General features: G+C 75.2%; 15 protein-coding genes. 8 read left to right on the forward strand and 7 right to left on the reverse strand.

Going from position 1 to position 14,609, the window contains the following annotated elements:
• Window positions 1-6: 6 nt before the first annotated feature.
• Window positions 7-927 (forward strand): mycothiol synthase, encoded by a 921-nt coding sequence (gene mshD, locus ACWDYF_RS14690; RefSeq protein WP_389463250.1) that lies wholly within the window; start codon window positions 7-9, stop codon window positions 925-927.
• Here the strand turns inward: mshD and ACWDYF_RS14695 are convergent.
• The 5 genes from ACWDYF_RS14695 to ACWDYF_RS14715 all read right to left on the reverse strand — a co-directional run bounded on the left by ACWDYF_RS14695 (window position 905) and on the right by ACWDYF_RS14715 (window position 5,597).
• Window positions 905-1,627 carry an ABC transporter gene (locus ACWDYF_RS14695; RefSeq protein ID WP_389463252.1) on the reverse strand — a complete coding sequence of 241 codons (723 nt, stop codon included), beginning with the start codon at window positions 1,625-1,627 and terminating at the stop codon, window positions 905-907. The two genes, mshD and ACWDYF_RS14695, sit on opposite strands and share 23 nt — an antisense overlap.
• Complete coding sequence (locus ACWDYF_RS14700; protein ID WP_389463254.1) at window positions 1,615-3,195, reverse strand: ABC transporter permease; 1,581 nt, start codon at window positions 3,193-3,195, stop codon at window positions 1,615-1,617. The genes ACWDYF_RS14695 and ACWDYF_RS14700 overlap by 13 nt, the downstream gene beginning before the upstream one ends.
• Complete coding sequence (locus ACWDYF_RS14705; protein WP_037895686.1) at window positions 3,195-4,055, reverse strand: ATP-binding cassette domain-containing protein; 861 nt, start codon at window positions 4,053-4,055, stop codon at window positions 3,195-3,197. Before ACWDYF_RS14705 ends, ACWDYF_RS14700 begins: the two co-directional genes overlap by 1 nt.
• A gap of 106 nt (window positions 4,056-4,161) precedes the next feature.
• Complete coding sequence (locus ACWDYF_RS14710) at window positions 4,162-5,049, reverse strand: zf-HC2 domain-containing protein (RefSeq protein ID WP_389463256.1); 888 nt, start codon at window positions 5,047-5,049, stop codon at window positions 4,162-4,164.
• Window positions 5,046-5,597 carry an RNA polymerase sigma factor gene (locus ACWDYF_RS14715; RefSeq protein WP_389463258.1) on the reverse strand — a complete coding sequence of 184 codons (552 nt, stop codon included), beginning with the start codon at window positions 5,595-5,597 and terminating at the stop codon, window positions 5,046-5,048. The genes ACWDYF_RS14710 and ACWDYF_RS14715 overlap by 4 nt, the downstream gene beginning before the upstream one ends.
• Window positions 5,598-6,702: 1,105 nt before the next feature.
• Here ACWDYF_RS14715 and ACWDYF_RS14720 point away from each other — a divergent pair.
• The 3 genes from ACWDYF_RS14720 to ACWDYF_RS14730 are packed head-to-tail and all read left to right on the forward strand — an operon-like array spanning window position 6,703 to window position 10,788.
• Entirely contained in the window at window positions 6,703-9,066 is a 2,364-nt protein-coding gene (locus tag ACWDYF_RS14720; RefSeq protein WP_389463260.1) for an RNA degradosome polyphosphate kinase, read from the forward strand.
• Complete coding sequence (locus ACWDYF_RS14725; protein WP_389463262.1) at window positions 9,047-10,330, forward strand: CHAD domain-containing protein; 1,284 nt, start codon at window positions 9,047-9,049, stop codon at window positions 10,328-10,330. Before ACWDYF_RS14720 ends, ACWDYF_RS14725 begins: the two co-directional genes overlap by 20 nt.
• Window positions 10,331-10,344: 14 nt before the next feature.
• Window positions 10,345-10,788, forward strand: a complete 444-nt coding sequence (locus ACWDYF_RS14730) for an NUDIX hydrolase (RefSeq protein WP_018568809.1) — start codon at window positions 10,345-10,347, stop codon at window positions 10,786-10,788.
• A 46-nt stretch (window positions 10,789-10,834) separates the two neighbouring features.
• Here the strand turns inward: ACWDYF_RS14730 and ACWDYF_RS14735 are convergent, their stop codons facing one another.
• Window positions 10,835-10,993, reverse strand: coding sequence for a hypothetical protein (locus ACWDYF_RS14735; protein WP_199790778.1), 159 nt, complete (start codon window positions 10,991-10,993; stop codon window positions 10,835-10,837).
• A 141-nt stretch (window positions 10,994-11,134) separates the two neighbouring features.
• Here ACWDYF_RS14735 and ACWDYF_RS14740 point away from each other — a divergent pair, with 141 nt between their 5' ends.
• Window positions 11,135-11,968, forward strand: coding sequence for a hypothetical protein (locus ACWDYF_RS14740; protein WP_389463264.1), 834 nt, complete (start codon window positions 11,135-11,137; stop codon window positions 11,966-11,968).
• 136 nt (window positions 11,969-12,104) lie between these two features.
• On the forward strand, window positions 12,105-12,281 hold the full coding sequence (locus ACWDYF_RS14745) for a hypothetical protein (protein ID WP_018568812.1): 177 nt from the start codon (window positions 12,105-12,107) through the stop codon (window positions 12,279-12,281).
• A gap of 41 nt (window positions 12,282-12,322) precedes the next feature.
• Here the strand turns inward: ACWDYF_RS14745 and ACWDYF_RS14750 are convergent, their stop codons facing one another.
• Complete coding sequence (locus ACWDYF_RS14750) at window positions 12,323-12,697, reverse strand: metal-sensitive transcriptional regulator (protein ID WP_018568813.1); 375 nt, start codon at window positions 12,695-12,697, stop codon at window positions 12,323-12,325.
• Window positions 12,698-12,948: 251 nt separating this feature from the next.
• Here ACWDYF_RS14750 and ACWDYF_RS14755 point away from each other — a divergent pair, with 251 nt between their 5' ends.
• Window positions 12,949-13,569 (forward strand): DUF47 domain-containing protein, encoded by a 621-nt coding sequence (locus ACWDYF_RS14755; RefSeq protein ID WP_026252685.1) that lies wholly within the window; start codon window positions 12,949-12,951, stop codon window positions 13,567-13,569.
• Window positions 13,570-13,576: 7 nt separating this feature from the next.
• Window positions 13,577-14,575 (forward strand): inorganic phosphate transporter, encoded by a 999-nt coding sequence (locus tag ACWDYF_RS14760; protein ID WP_018568815.1) that lies wholly within the window; start codon window positions 13,577-13,579, stop codon window positions 14,573-14,575.
• Window positions 14,576-14,609 lie beyond the last annotated feature (34 nt).

Raw genomic sequence — 14,609 nt, forward strand, 5'->3', positions numbered from 1 at the left:
GGACGCATGACCAGCGACGAGACCGCACCGACCGCCCGCTCACAGGAGACCGTCACCGCGCTCTCCCCGGACCAGGCCGAAGCCGTCCTCGGCCTGATCGCCGCGGCGGCCCGCGCCGACGGGCAGCAGGCCGTGTCCGAGCAGGGCAGGCTCCAGTTGCGCGGCGGCGCCCGCGAGGGCGTGTCGCATCTGCTGCTGCACGTCGACGGCGAACTGGCCGGGTACGCGCAGCTGGAGGACACCGACCCGGTGGAGGCGCCCGCCGCCGAACTGGTCGTGCACCCGGCGCACCGCGGGCACGGGCACGGCAGGGCGCTCGGCTCGGCGCTGCTGGCCGCCTCCGGACGGCGGCTGCGGGTGTGGGCGCACGGCGGGCACTCCGCCGCCCGGCACCTCGCCCAGGTCCTCGGGCTGACCCTGTTCCGCGAACTGCGGCAGATGCGGCGCCCGCTGGCCGGCTTCGACCTGCCCGAGCCGGTGTGGCCGCAGGGCGTCACCGTACGGGAGTTCGTGCCCGGCCAGGACGACGCCGCCTGGCTCGCGGTGAACGCGGAGGCGTTCGCCCACCACCCCGAGCAGGGCTCCCTCACCCAGCGGGACCTGGACGCCCGCAAGGCCGAGTCCTGGTTCGACCCGGGCGGCTTCTTCCTGGCCGAGCGCGAGGGCCGGCTGATCGGCTTCCACTGGACCAAGGTGCACGCCGAGGACGGCCTCGGCGAGGTGTACGTCCTCGGGGTGCGGCCCGGCGCGCAGGGCGGCGGCCTCGGCAAGGCGCTCACCGTGACCGGCCTGCGGCACCTGGCCGCGCGCGGCCTGCCCACCGCGATGCTGTACGTCGACGCCGACAACAAGGCGGCGGTCTCGGTCTACGAGCGGCTGGGCTTCACGACGTACGAGACGGACCTCATGTACCGGACGGAGATCTGAGGCCCGTGCCGCCCCGGTGACCGGCCGCTCCCCGGCGGCCCAGGGGGTCGGGCAGGCACGCGGCCCAGGCCAGCGCGGCGGTGGCGCCGATCGCCGCCCACCACCGGTGCGCCACCGCCCAGTTCGGGTCACCCGGGGCCGGCAGCAGGCTCCACCGCTCCGGTGCCAGCAGCAGGGCGACGGCCAGCACGAGCAGGGTGAGCGCGACCGTCGTGCCCGGCGTGGGCTCGGGGCCGAAGCGCACCGTGGCCGCCGCGAGGGCCAGCGCGGTCAGCGCTGTCGCCGCCGCCTCCAGGGTGAGCGGGCCGGCCGGCGGGCGGGCCCCCTCCGGCACGAGGAGCAGTGCGGCGGTCCACCACGCCGCGGCGAGCGGGGCGACGAGCGCCAGCCGCAGCGCCGCGCGCACGGGCCGCCGTACCGGCACCGCCGACGTGGTGTGCCGGGCCGGGTCGTCGAGCAGGAACCCCAGCGCGAACCCGCCGAGCAGCGCGACCAGCCGCAGCACGACCACTCCGGCCGCCGGGCCCGGACCGCCGTCGGGCACCAGCCGGGTGCCGCCCGCGCAGAGCAGTGCCAGCCCGCCCGCCGCGCCGAGCACCCGCCACGGCAGCGCCCGCCACACCGGCCGCACCAGCGCGCCGATCACCCGGCGCGGCGTCCCGTCGGCGCCCCGCTCCCGGCCTTTTGTCACCTCTCGCACGAGTCCGTGTCCTTCCCGTGGCCGATGCCCGGCACATGCAGCAGTTCGGCGACCCGGGCCGTGGAGGTGCCGGGCGCGGTCAGTTCCTTCCAGTGGCCGCGTACGGCGGAGGCGACCTCCGCGTGCGGGCGGCCGAGCAGCGTGCGGACGACGTCGGTCTGCCCGGCGCTCATCAGCAGGTTGCCGGTGGGCGTCAGCACGACGGCGCCGCCCTCGACGCTGTCGTCGATGCGGACGTCGCGCAGGGAGGCGAGCGGGTCGGAGACCCCGCCCAGGGCGAGCCACAGGACGGTGACGACGCGGCCGTCGCACAGTTCGGACCCGGCGTGCTCGTCGCCCGCGACCAGGACGGAGGCGAGGCCCACGGCGTACTCGGGGACGCGGTTGCCGCCCCAGCGGGTGCCGACCGTGACCGTGCCGGGCACGGTGGACGGGTCGTAGGAGGGGTCGTCGTCCAGGCCGTAGCGCGCCTCGACGCGCTGGCGCACGGTCAGCGGGCGGGTGGCGGCGGTGCCCCCGGCGAGAGCGCGGACGCGGTCGGTGGTCCGCGCCCAGACCTCGGTGCGGCCGGTCCACTCGGGCAGCGCGCAGTACGTGGTGGCGCCGCGCGCCGTGCAGCGCTCGACGGTCTCCGGGTGCGCGGACACCTCGGCGCGGGCCGCCCGGAGCGCGGCGGAGGGTCCCTGGGACTGGCCGGTGATGCCGGTGGCGGTCGCGGCGAGCGCGAGCACGGTGAGCGCCGCGACGCCGGTGGAGCGCCCGCCCGAACGCAGCAGGGCGGCACCCAGCAGCAGGACCGCGAGGCCCGCCAGATAGAGGGCATGCCAGGCGGCCGGGCGGCCCACCAGGTCGGAGGGGAACGGGTCGGCGCCGCTCTCGGTGACGACCGGGGACAGCCAGCGCTTCCAGTGGGCGCCGCCCGTCGCCGTGGTGAGGAACAGACCGGCCAGCAGGACGCCGACGACGACGAGCGGCGCGGCGTGCACCGAGGGGACCAGCCGGGCCAGCAGCACGCCCGCGACCCCGCCGAGCAGGGTCACCAGCGGCGCCACCGACAGCTCGGCGAGCGAGCCGTGGCCGACCGCGCCCGGCTCCAGCGCGTCCGAGGTGAAGCGGGCGGCGACGACGAGGGCGGTGAGCAGGGCGAACGGCACGACGGACAGGGCGTGGGCGAGGGTGCGCCGCCACGGTTCCATGACCAGCACGCCGAACTGCTCGTCGGTGCCCCGGCGCAGGGAGCGCAGCACGGCCCGGTCGACGCAGACGAACAGGGCGAGGCCGAGCAGCAGTCCGCCGCTCTGGGCGGCCCGGTCGGCGTCCTGGAGGGCGGGGTGGTCGGCCATGCCCTCCCGGCCGGTCAGTTCGTGCCAGCCGGTGTGGCCGGAGTAGATCTGCCAGGCGGTCGCGGCGACGTACACCGCGAAGAAGACCAGCACCACGGGGTGCCGGGCCAGTTCGCGGGTCTCGGCGCGGGCCAGGGCGAGGACGGCGCGGGCGCGCGGGCCGTGCGGGCCGCCGTCGGCGGCGGCCGCGGCCGGGGGCGCCGGGCGGGCGGTGGCTGTCGTCATCAGGCCGCCGCCTTGCTGCCGGAGTCGTCGAGGGCCAGCAGGTAGCCGTCCTCCAGGGTGGGTTCGAGCAGGCGGGCGCCCTCGGGCGGATCGCCGACGTTGCGGAAGTCGCCGGTGCCGGTGCGCCAGCCGGCGCGGGCGGCCGGGTCGCGCTCGGTGCCGCTCCACACCCGGCCCGCGGCCTGCGCGGTCAGTTCGGCGGGGGTGCCCTCGAAGCGGATCCGGCCGCCGGCCATGACGATCACGTGGTTGCAGAGCATCGCGACGTCCTCGGTCTGGTGGGTGGACAGCAGGACGGTGCGGCCCTCGGCGGTACGGGTGACCAGGTCCCGGAAGCGCATCCGCTGCTCGGGGTCGAGGCCGACGGTGGGTTCGTCCAGCACCAGGAAGCGGGGGGCGCCGACGAGCGCGGCGGCGAGGGCCACGCGCTGGCGCATGCCGCCGGAGAGCTTCTTGATGCGCCGTCCGCGTACGTCGCCGAGCCCGGCCTCCTCCAGGGCGCGGCGCACCTCGCGGTGGCGGGCGCCGCGGTCGGTCAGCTCCTTCAGGATCGCCACGTAGTCGACGAAGGCGAACGCGGTGAAGTCCGGGTGCAGTCCCGGGTTCTGCGGCAGATAGCCGAGCAGGCGGCGCAGAGCCAGACGGCCGGCGGTGGTGCCCGGGTCGTGGCCGAGCACGGTGAACGCGCCCCGGTCGGCGGGCACGGCCGTGGCCAGCACCCGCAACAGGGTCGTCTTCCCGGCGCCGTTGGGCCCGAGCAGCCCGGTGATGCCCTCCTCCAGCCGCAGCGACACGTCGTCGAGCGCGGCGACGCCGCCGTAGCGGAGGGTGAGCCCGGAGGCGGAGACGGTGACGGTCACGAGGCACTCCCGTGCGGGGGATCGAAGCGGGTGGCGTTCATGGGGGCAGGGGCGGGGGCGGGGGCGGGATCCGGGGTGACGGCGGTCGCGGGCCGTGCCGCGGGCCTCATGGCCGGTTCCCGTACGGCAGGTCCCCGTGCGGGGGGCGGGCCGCGGCCACGTCGAAGCGGTCGCGCAGCCGGTAGAGGAGGGCGGCGGCGAGGGCGGCGACCGCGGCGGCCGTGCCCTGGCCGGCGGCCGTGAACGGCGGCAGGGGCGCATCCCCGTGCCGGGTCGCCTCCGCCACCAGCAGGAGGACGGTCCAGGCGCCGCCGGTCAGGGCGGGGGCGAGGAGCGGGCCCAGGCGGGGGGTGAGGGCGAGGCCGGTCGAGGTGAGGGCGAGCGCGGGCAGCAGCCAGGCCAGGGCGCGCGGCCCGTAGCCGGGCAGGGCGAGGGTGGCGAGGCCGTTGACGCCGAGCGCGGCGACCAGCACCGCGACCGCACGCGTCAGCACCAGCCGGAACCCGTGCATCGGGGCGACCACGGCCATCTCGTACGCCGGGTCGAACGCGGGCCCGTAGGCGAGGGCGACGCCCGCCAGCGGGAGGAGCGGGGCGAGCGCGAGGAACAGGGTGGGCGAGTCCGGGCCGCGCAGGGTGTCGGAGACCGCCGCCGTCATCACCAGGACCGCGGTGACCGCGATCAGCCACGACCGGCGCAGCACCGGCGTCGCGGCCAGCAGCCGCGCGGTGTGACCGGCGACGCCGCAGCGCACCAGCAGCACTTCCAGCGGGCCGGGGCGGGGCGCGTCCAGTTCGGCGTCCAGCCGGGCCCAGCCCTCGTCCAGGGCCACCGGGTCGGCGAGCGCGGCGAGCCGGGCCCGGCACCCGGCGCAGTCGGCGAGGTGGGTGTCGGCGGACCACAGCAGGGGTGCGGTGAGTTCGCCGCGGTCGTAGGCGCGCAGGTCCTCGTCGGCGAGGTGCCAGGTCTTCCGGGGTGTCGTTCCGCCGCTCATGCCAGCGCCTCCCGCAGTTGCTTGCGGGCGCGCAGGGCCCGCGTCTTGACCGTGCCGGGCGGGATGCCGAGCAGGACGGCCGCCTCCCGGGTGGTGAGTCCGTCGACGACCGTGGCCTGGAGCACGGCCCGCAGTTCCGGCGAGAGCCGGGTGAGGGCGCCCGCGAGGTCCCCGTGCTCCACGCCCGCGAGGACGCGTTCCTCGGCGGACGCCTCGTCGCGGTGGCGCAGCCGGGTCAGGGCCTGGCGCAGCCTGCCGCGCGCGCCGTCGCCGCGCAGGGCGTCGATCAGACGGCGCGAGCCGATCCGCCACAGCCAGCCGGCCGCGTCCTGCGCGGCGGCCTCCTCCCGGTAGCGGGCCTTGCCGCGCCACACGGCGAGGAAGGTCTCCTGGACGACGTCGTCGACCATCGCCGGGTCGGCGCAGCGTCCGCGCAGCCGGGCGGCCAGCCAGGGCGCGTACCGCCGGTACAACTCCTCGAAGGCGCGCCGGTCGCGGTCCGCCGCGATGGCCCGCAGCAGTTCCCCGTCGCTTCTCGTTCCGCTCACATCTCCTCTTCGGACGGACCCCGCGAACCGGTTCACGACGGGTGCGGGAGGCTTTCGGCCGGCCGGCCGGGGGCGGCCCGGCCACGATTCCCGACGGACCGGCCACGTTTCCCGGCGGACCGGCCATGTTCCCCGGGGGACCGGCCATGTTCCCCGGCGGACCGGCCATGTTCCCCGGTGGACCGTGGGCGGCCCCCCGGTGGGGCGCGGCCGCCCACGGCGGGCGCGGGGCGGTACCCGGCGGGCGCGGCCGGTCGGGGCGGTGCCCGGACAGTCCGGGACGGTCGGTGGCCGGTCCCGTCCCGCCCAGGTTCCCCGACCGGGCGGGGACGGTCTCCGGCGGGGCCGGGCAGGCTCACGGCAGGGCCGGAACGGCGTCCGGCGGGACCCGGCAGGCTCACGGCAGGGCCCGCCAAGGCTCCCCGACCGGTCGGGACGGCCCCAGCGGGGCCGGGCCGGTTCAGGGCTGCCCCCGGGTGGTGCCCGGCAGGTCCGGGCCGGTTCACGGCGGCGCTGGGAGGCCCCCTGGCCGGTGCCGCCAGGTCCCCGGCCGGTCCTCGACGTGACCGGGAACGGTCCATGTCAGGTTCGAGACACACCGGGCCGGACCGGGCCAGGCCGTGCCCCAGCGGTTCCGGGACACTCCGCGCGGACCCGGCGCAGGCCCAGCGGATCCCGGACCGTCCCACAAGCGGGGCCCACGGCAGGCCCGGAGGGCGGCAGAGCCGGAGGCCAGTCGCCCCGGAGAGGGCCTGACGTCCGGGGTGGACGACGGCCCAGCCGTCACCCCAGCCACCAGCCTTCCCCGGCAGAGGCCCCCCGGCTCCGGCAGGCCAGGTCGTGGCCGGTGCGGGCCGCCCGGACACCGAACCGGACCACAGCCGGTACACAACGGCCCGGAGAACGGCGTCGTCCCGGAGGAGCCGTGACGGCAGGCAGGAGCACAGCCCGGCCCTCACCCCACCCAGGCACGAGCCGCCGTCCCACCCCGGCAAACGCCACCGCCCCACCCCCGGAGGGCCCCGCCCCCGCAGGCCGCCCCCCGATATCCCGCACGTCATGTCTCCGTAACCGTTGATTCAGACGGGCTTGCGACGCTCGGTCAATGAGACCCGCCGAGCCTGAGCCTGCGCCGCCCCCGGAGGGGACCGCAGCCGTGCTCCCGCCCGCGCCTTCCGACGCGCCTGTCCCCCTCCTCGCGCGGAAGAATGGATTTATGAGCCAGCCAGACGCCCAGGCAGCAGCGCAGCAGGTCCCGCACCCCCAGCCCTCCGTGGGCGCCCTCGCGGCCCACCGCCCGCACACCGTGGCCGCGGCCGTCTCCGATCTGGAACCCGACATCGACGCCGATCTGGACGCCTACGAGGAGCCCGGGGAAGGCGGGGACGGCGAGGAGCGGCTGCCGCGGGGCCGCTTCCTCGACCGGGAGCGCAGCTGGCTCGCCTTCAACGAACGCGTGCTGGAGCTGGCCGAGGACCCGGACACCCCGCTGCTGGAGCGGGCCAACTTCCTCGCGATCTTCGCCAGCAACCTGGACGAGTTCTTCATGGTCCGGGTGGCCGGCCTCAAGCGCCGTATCGCCACCGGGGTGGCCACCCGCTCCGCCTCCGGGCTCCAGCCGCGCGAGGTGCTGGAGATGATCTGGGCTCGCTCGCGCGAGCTCATGGCCCGGCACGCCGCCTGCTACCACGAGGACGTCGCCCCGGCGCTCGCCGAGGAGGGCATCCACCTGGTCCGCTGGAGCGAGCTGACCGAGAAGGAGCAGGCCCGCCTGTTCACGCTGTTCCGGCAGCGCATCTTCCCGGTGCTGACCCCGCTGGCCGTGGACCCCGCGCACCCCTTCCCGTACATCTCCGGCCTCTCCCTGAACCTGGCCGTCGTGGTGCGCAACCCGGTCACCGGGCACCGCCACTTCGCCCGCGTCAAGGTGCCGCCGCTGCTCAACCGCTTCCTGGAGAGCTCCCCGGGCCGCTACGTCCCCCTGGAGGACGTGATCGCCGCCCATCTGGAGGAGCTGTTCCCGGGCATGGAGGTCCTGGAGCACCACACCTTCCGCCTCACCCGCAACGAGGACCTGGAGGTGGAGGAGGACGACACCGAGAACCTGCTCCAGGCCCTGGAGAAGGAGCTGATGCGGCGCCGCTTCGGGCCGCCGGTGCGCCTGGAGGTGGAGGAGTCCATCGACCGGGAGGTGCTCGACCTGCTGGTGCGCGAGCTGAAGATCAGCGAGGCCGAGGTCTACCCGCTGCCGGGCCCGCTCGACCTCACCGGCCTGTTCCGCATCCACAGCCTGGACCGGCCCGAGCTGAAGTATCCCAAGTTCGTCGCCGGGACCCACCGCGACCTCGCCGAGGTCGAGTCGTCCACCCCGCCGGACATCTTCGCCGCGCTGCGCAGCCGCGACGTGCTGCTGCACCACCCCTACGACTCGTTCTCCACGTCCGTGCAGGCGTTCCTGGAGCAGGCCGCCGCCGACCCGGACGTGCTGGCCATCAAGCAGACCCTGTACCGGACCTCGGGCGACTCCCCCATAGTCGACGCGCTCATCGACGCCGCCGAGTCCGGCAAGCAGGTCCTCGTGCTGGTCGAGATCAAGGCCCGCTTCGACGAGCACGCCAACATCAAGTGGGCGCGCAAGCTGGAGGAGGCCGGCTGCCATGTCGTCTACGGGCTCGTCGGCCTGAAGACGCACTGCAAGCTGTCCCTGGTGGTCCGTCAGGAGGGCGACGACACGCTGCGCCGCTACAGCCACGTCGGCACCGGCAACTACCACCCCAAGACCGCCCGCCTGTACGAGGACCTCGGGCTGCTCACCGCCGACCCGCAGGTCGGCGCGGACCTCTCCGACCTGTTCAACCGGCTCTCGGGCTACTCCCGCCGGGAGACCTACCGCCGGCTGCTGGTCGCCCCCAAGTCCCTGCGCGACGGCCTGATCTCCCGCATCAACAAGGAGATACAGCACCACCGGGCCGGCCGCCCCGCCTTCATCCGCATCAAGGTCAACTCGATGGTCGACGAGGCCGTCGTGGACGCGCTGTACGGCGCCTCCCAGGCGGGTGTGCCCGTCGACGTGTGGGTGCGCGGCATCTGCGCCCTGCGCCCCGGCGTGCCGGGCCTGTCGGAGAACATCCGCGTCCGCTCGATCCTCGGCCGCTTCCTGGAACACTCCCGGGTCTTCGCGTTCGGCGGGGGCGGCGAGCCGGAGGTGTGGATCGGCAGCGCCGACATGATGCACCGCAACCTCGACCGCCGTATCGAGGCGCTGGTCCGGGTCACCGACCCGGGGCACCGGGCGGCCCTGAACCGGCTGCTGGAGACCGGCATGGCCGACACCACGTCCTCCTGGCACCTCGGCCCGGACGGCGACTGGACCCGGCACGCGACTGACGCGGACGGCCAGCCCCTGCGCAACATCCAGGAGACGCTCATAGACGCCCGGAGGCGCCGGCGTGGCACAGCAACACCTTGACCCGACGGAGAACCCCACCGCCGCCGGGCCGCCGGGCGGACCCGCCGGGCCGGGCGGCGGCACGGGCGCGGACGCCCTCGCGGCCTATCTGCGGGCCCAGGCCACGGAGTTCCTGAGGGCACTGCGCCTGCACCGCGAGGCGGGGCCCGCGGCGGGCGCCGGCGAGGAGGCCGCCGAAGCGGCGCGCGCCCTGCGCCGCTCGGCCCGCCGCATCAGCGGCAGCCTGCACACCTTCCGCGGCGCCCTGGACGAGACCTGGGCGGAGGAGCTGCGCCCCGAACTGGCCTGGCTGTCGGGCACCCTGGCCCGCGAGCACGCCTGCCAGGCCCGGCTGGACCGGCTGCTGGCCGCGCTGCACCGGCTCTCCGGTCCGGCCGGACCAGCCGGACCGGCCGGACCGGCCGGACCGGCCGGACCGGCCGGCTTCCCCGGCGCCGCGGCCGCGGGCGGCGGCCGCGCCGACCTGGCCGCGGCCGGCCGGAGCGCCGCCGTGCCGGGCGGCCGCACCGCCCCGGCGGCCTCCGGCGCCGTGGGGCTCCAGGCGGCGCCCGCGGCGGACCGCGGCAGCCTCACCGTGGGCGCCGCCAAGGCGGGCGCGCTGCTGGACCGCCAGCTCACCCTGGCCCGCACCCGCGCCCACTCCACCGCGCTCCAGGCACTGGGCTCCAGCCGCTTCCACGCCGTCGCCGACAAGGTCGCCGTCCTCGCCAGCGACGTGCCCCTCACCCCCGCCGCGCACACCACGGACCTGCGCGCCCTGGCCGCGGCCGCCGAGGAGCGCCTGTCCGACGCGGTCGCCGCGCTGCCGCTGGTCACCGCGGGCAGCCCCTACAACGCGGAGGCGCTGATCCACGGCCTGTCCCCGGACCCGGCCCCGCACCCGCAGGACGCCCCCTGGCACCAGGTGCGCCTGCTGCTGCGGCTGCACCGCTACGCCCAGGAGGCCCTGCGCGGCGGGCTCCCGGCCGACGGGCGGAACAGCCCGGACGGCACGGACAGCCCGGACTCCCTCGACGCCCCGGAACCGGGCGCGGACGGTGCCGATGCCGGTGCGCGGCTGCCGACCGCCGGCCGGGCCCTGGACCGGCACCGCGACGCCTCGGAGGCCGCCGCGGCGGCGGCCTCGGCGGCCCGCACCCCGCGCATCGCCCCGGCGACGGCGTACGCGCTCGGGGTGCTCCACGCCGACCAGCGGCACGAGGTGGAGGCGGCCCGGTTCGTCTTCCAGCAGTCCTGGCCGGTCCGGGCCGTGGGCGCGGGCTGAGGGCGGAGGACCGGGTGGCATCCGCGAAGGACACCGTGGTGGCGGCGGCCGGCTGTGTGCTGTGGCGCCGCTCGCCGGTGGACGGCACACTCGAACTCTGCGTGATCCACCGGCCGAAGTACGACGACTGGTCCTGGCCCAAGGGCAAGCTGAAGCGCGGCGAGGACCCGCTCGCGGGGGCGCTGCGCGAGGTCCTGGAGGAGACCGGGCACCCCGCCGTGCCCGGCCCGGAGCTGAGCACCGTGGCCTATCTGGCCGACGGGCGCCCCAAGCGGGTGCGCTACTGGGCCGCCGAGGCCGGGCCCGGCCGCTTCGTGCCGGGCCGGGAGGTGGACCGGCTGCGCTGGCTCGCTCCGGCCGCCGCCCGCGACCGGCTCACCCGGGCCCGCGACCGCGAACTGGTCGGCGAGCTGCTGCGCACGCTGGAGGGGAGCGCCCCGCGGCCGCCCACCACGTGACCCTCGACCGCCCGCCGTCCGCCGCCCGCCACCCGCCGTGTGCGCCTCAGCCGCCCGCCGCGTGCGCCTCCGCGTCCGTGCGGGCCAGGCTGCGCGCCCTGCGGGCGGGCCCGCGCCAGCCGCAGTCGCACCGGGCCAGACAGAAACGGCCCTGTTCGACGGTGGTCGTGCGGTGTTCCCGCTGCCCTGCTTCGTCCTGCGCCACGGCACCCACGCTACCCATCCCGGGTGAACGCCCGGTGCCGCCTTGCCGCCGTCCGCCCCCGCGCGTGACGGGGCTCCCTACCCGTCGTTAACCGAACGACAGGGGCCCGGTACGGACGCGGCAGCTGGGGGTAGGCAGGCGATGACCAAGCGGCGGCAGGCGAGCGGGGCGGTGGTGCTCGCGGCGGGGCTGCTGCTCTGCGCGGGCGCCTCGGGATGCTCCGGCAGGGGCATGGCGGCCGAGGAGGCGCGGGCCGCCGACGATCCGGTGCACACCCTGCGCCAGGCCCCCGACGCGCTGCTGCGGGCGGGCAGCTCCCAGGCGCGTACGTCGATGGAGATGGCCGCAGGCGGCACCCGGGTGACGATCCGCGGCGAGGGCGCCTACGACTTCCGCACCCAGCACGGGCAGCTGACGGTGATCCTGCCGCAGGACCCGGCCGGGGCCACCGGGCACCCGCCGATCGTCGAACTGCTCGCGCCGGGCGCGCTGTACATGAAGAACCGGGGCGCGGGCGTGCCCGCCGACAAGTGGGTGCGGGTGGCGACGGCCACGCTCTCCGACGGCAATCTGGTCACCGGCGGCGCCACCGACCCGTTCGCCGCCGCCGAGGTGCTGCGCGGGACGCGGACGGCGCGGTACATGGGCCGGACCCAGGTCGCGGGGGTGGCGGTACGGCACTTCCGGGGCACCGCCGATCTCGTCCTGGCGGCGGACGGCGCCTCGGCGGACGGCCGGGGCGCGCTGCGGGCGGCGGCGAAAGGGTTCGCCACGGCCGAGGTGCCGTTCGACGCCTATCTCGACGACCAGGGCCGCGTGCGCAAGCTCCGGCAGAGCTACGCATTTGTGAACGCCCGCCGGAAGGGCACGGTGGAGGTGTTCTCCACCACACTGCTGTACGCCTTCGGGACGAAGGTGACCGTCACCCTGCCGCGCGAGAAGGACATCTTCACCGGTCGGGTGGCCGAGGAGTGACCCGTGCGCCGGGGGCGCACCCGGCGCACGGCCGGAATCGACCGGTGGACTAGCCCGTCCGTGCCATGCGCGGGGTGTGCGCCGCTCCCTACTCTGGGTCTGCGGTCGCCGCGCCCGGTGACGCAGGGAAGAGGTGATGCGCGTGGCCCCGGTCGGCGGTACGGCGGTGCAGGACCACGTGGCCCTCGCCGAGATCGAACTGTGCGGCGAGCTGATCATCGCCGCCTCGGCCGCCCGGGAGCGGCTGAGCCTGGAGTACATCGACGAGGTGCTGCGGGTGACGGAGGAGCGCCGCGGCCCCGCGGGCCGGTGATCCGCGCCGGGGCGTGAGCCCGTGCGCGCGGCGGGCGGGGCTCAGGTGCGCAGCAGCCGGCCGATGGCCTTGGTGGCCTCCTCGACCTTGGCGTCGATCTCCGCGCCGCCCTTGACGGCCGCGTCGGCGACGCAGTGCCGCAGGTGCTCCTCCAGCAGTTGCAGGGCGAAGGACTGGAGGGCCTTGGTGGAGGCGGACACCTGGGTGAGTATGTCGATGCAGTACGTGTCCTCGTCGACCATCCGCTGGAGCCCGCGGATCTGGCCCTCGATCCGGCGCAGCCGTTTGAGATGCTCGCCCTTCTGTTTGTGGTAGCCGTACGTGGCGTGGTCGTGGCCCTCGGTCTCGCACGGCGCGGTGGGCTCCGCTCCGGTGGCCCCCAGGGGCGCCGTGGCGCCCGCCTCGGTGGTCGTCATCGCGTCCTCCCGCTCGGAACGGAAAACAAACGGAAAACCGGAGAGCATGCCCCGGGCGCACCCCGGGCACGCCTCGGGCATACCCCTACCGGGTATATTCTAACGAATTTTTCCGGGTAAAGGGCCCTTCGCCCGCCCCCGTGCCGACCACTGTGCCTGATGGGCGACACTGGGGGACGGCCCCTTAGCCGTGGCCGGATGATGCGCTTAGCATCACCCTGACCGAAACCGAAGCACCCCGAGGACCCCACGTGCGCTTTCGTCTGACCCCCAGGGAGACGAGCTTCTACGACATGTTCGCCGCGTCCGCGGACAACATCGTCACGGGCTCCAAGCTCCTGATGGAACTGCTCGGGGCGGACGCATCCGCCCGAGCCGAGATCGCAGAGCGTATGCGGGCCGCCGAACACGCCGGTGACGACGCCACGCACGCGATCTTCCACCAGCTGAACTCCTCGTTCATCACGCCCTTCGACCGCGAGGACATCTACTCCCTCGCGTCGTCCCTGGACGACATCATGGACTTCATGGAGGAGGCCGTCGACCTGGTCGTCCTCTACAACGTCGAGGAGCTGCCCAAGGGCGTCGAGCAGCAGATCGAGGTCCTGGCGCGGGCCGCGGAGCTGACCGCCGAGGCCATGCCGCACCTGCGGACCATGGACAACCTCACCGAGTACTGGATCGAGGTGAACCGCCTGGAGAACCAGGCGGACCAGATCCACCGCAAGCTGCTCGCCCACCTGTTCAACGGCAAGTACGACGCGATCGAGGTGCTGAAGCTCAAGCAGATCGTGGACGTGCTGGAAGAGGCGGCCGACGCCTTCGAACACGTGGCGAACACGGTGGAGACCATCGCGGTCAAGGAGTCCTGAGGCGTCCATGGACACCTTCGCTCTGGTTCTGACCATCCTGGTCGCGCTCGGTTTCGCGTACACCAACGGCTTCCACGACTCCGCCAACGCCATCGCCACCTCCGTCTCCACCCGCGCGCTCACCCCGCGCGCCGCGCTGGCGATGGCCGCGGTGATGAACCTCGCCGGTGCCTTCCTGGGCAGCGGCATCGCCAAGACGGTCAGCGAGGGACTGATCGACACGCCCACCGGCAGCAAGGGGATGGGGATTCTCTTCTCGGCCCTGCTGGGCGCCATCGTCTGGAACCTGACCACCTGGTACTTCGGCCTGCCCTCGTCCTCCTCGCACGCGCTGTTCGGCGGCCTGGTCGGCGCCGCGCTCGCGGGCGGTACGACCGTGTACTGGTCCGGGGTGGTGGACAAGGTCGTCACCCCGATGTTCCTGTCGCCGGTGGTCGGCCTGATCGTCGGCTATCTGGTCATGACGGCCATCATGTGGATCTTCCGCCGGACCAACCCGCACAAGGCCAAGCGGGGATTCCGCATAGCGCAGACGGTGTCGGCGGCCGGCATGGCGCTCGGCCACGGCCTCCAGGACGCGCAGAAGACCATGGGCGTCGTCGTGATGGCGCTGGTCATCGGCGGCGTCGAGACCTACGGCGACCCGATCCCGGTGTGGGTGAAGCTGGTCTCCGCGCTGATGCTGTCGCTGGGCACCTACGCGGGCGGCTGGCGCATCATGCGCACCCTGGGCCGCAAGATCATCGAGCTGGACCCGCCGCAGGGCTTCGCCGCCGAGGCGACCGGCGCCTCGATCATGTTCGGCACGGCCTTCCTCTTCAAGGCCCCGATCTCCACCACCCATGTGATCACCTCGGCGATCATGGGCGTGGGCGCCACCAAGCGGGTCAACGCGGTCCGCTGGGGCGTGGCCAAGAACATCGTCCTCGGCTGGTTCATCACCATGCCGGCCGCGGCCATCGTCTCGGCCGTCGCGTTCTGGCTGATCGACCTCGCGTTCCTGTAGGACCGCACCACCGCGCCACCGCGCCGCAGGCACG

The organism is Streptomyces sp. NPDC003284 (assembly GCF_053589675.1).

Coding starts and splice junctions, on each gene's coding strand:
- ACWDYF_RS14720 (WP_389463260.1), top strand. CDS start 6,703: ATGAGACCCGCCGAGCCTGAGCCTGCGCCGCCCCCGGAGGGGACCGCA.
- ACWDYF_RS14760 (WP_018568815.1), top strand. CDS start 13,577: ATGGACACCTTCGCTCTGGTTCTGACCATCCTGGTCGCGCTCGGTTTC.
- ACWDYF_RS14740 (WP_389463264.1), top strand. CDS start 11,135: ATGACCAAGCGGCGGCAGGCGAGCGGGGCGGTGGTGCTCGCGGCGGGG.
- ACWDYF_RS14710 (WP_389463256.1), bottom strand. CDS start 5,049: ATGAGCGGCGGAACGACACCCCGGAAGACCTGGCACCTCGCCGACGAG.
- ACWDYF_RS14700 (WP_389463254.1), bottom strand. CDS start 3,195: ATGACGACAGCCACCGCCCGCCCGGCGCCCCCGGCCGCGGCCGCCGCC.
- ACWDYF_RS14750 (WP_018568813.1), bottom strand. CDS start 12,697: ATGACGACCACCGAGGCGGGCGCCACGGCGCCCCTGGGGGCCACCGGA.
- ACWDYF_RS14745 (WP_018568812.1), top strand. CDS start 12,105: ATGCGCGTGGCCCCGGTCGGCGGTACGGCGGTGCAGGACCACGTGGCC.
- mshD (WP_389463250.1), top strand. CDS start 7: ATGACCAGCGACGAGACCGCACCGACCGCCCGCTCACAGGAGACCGTC.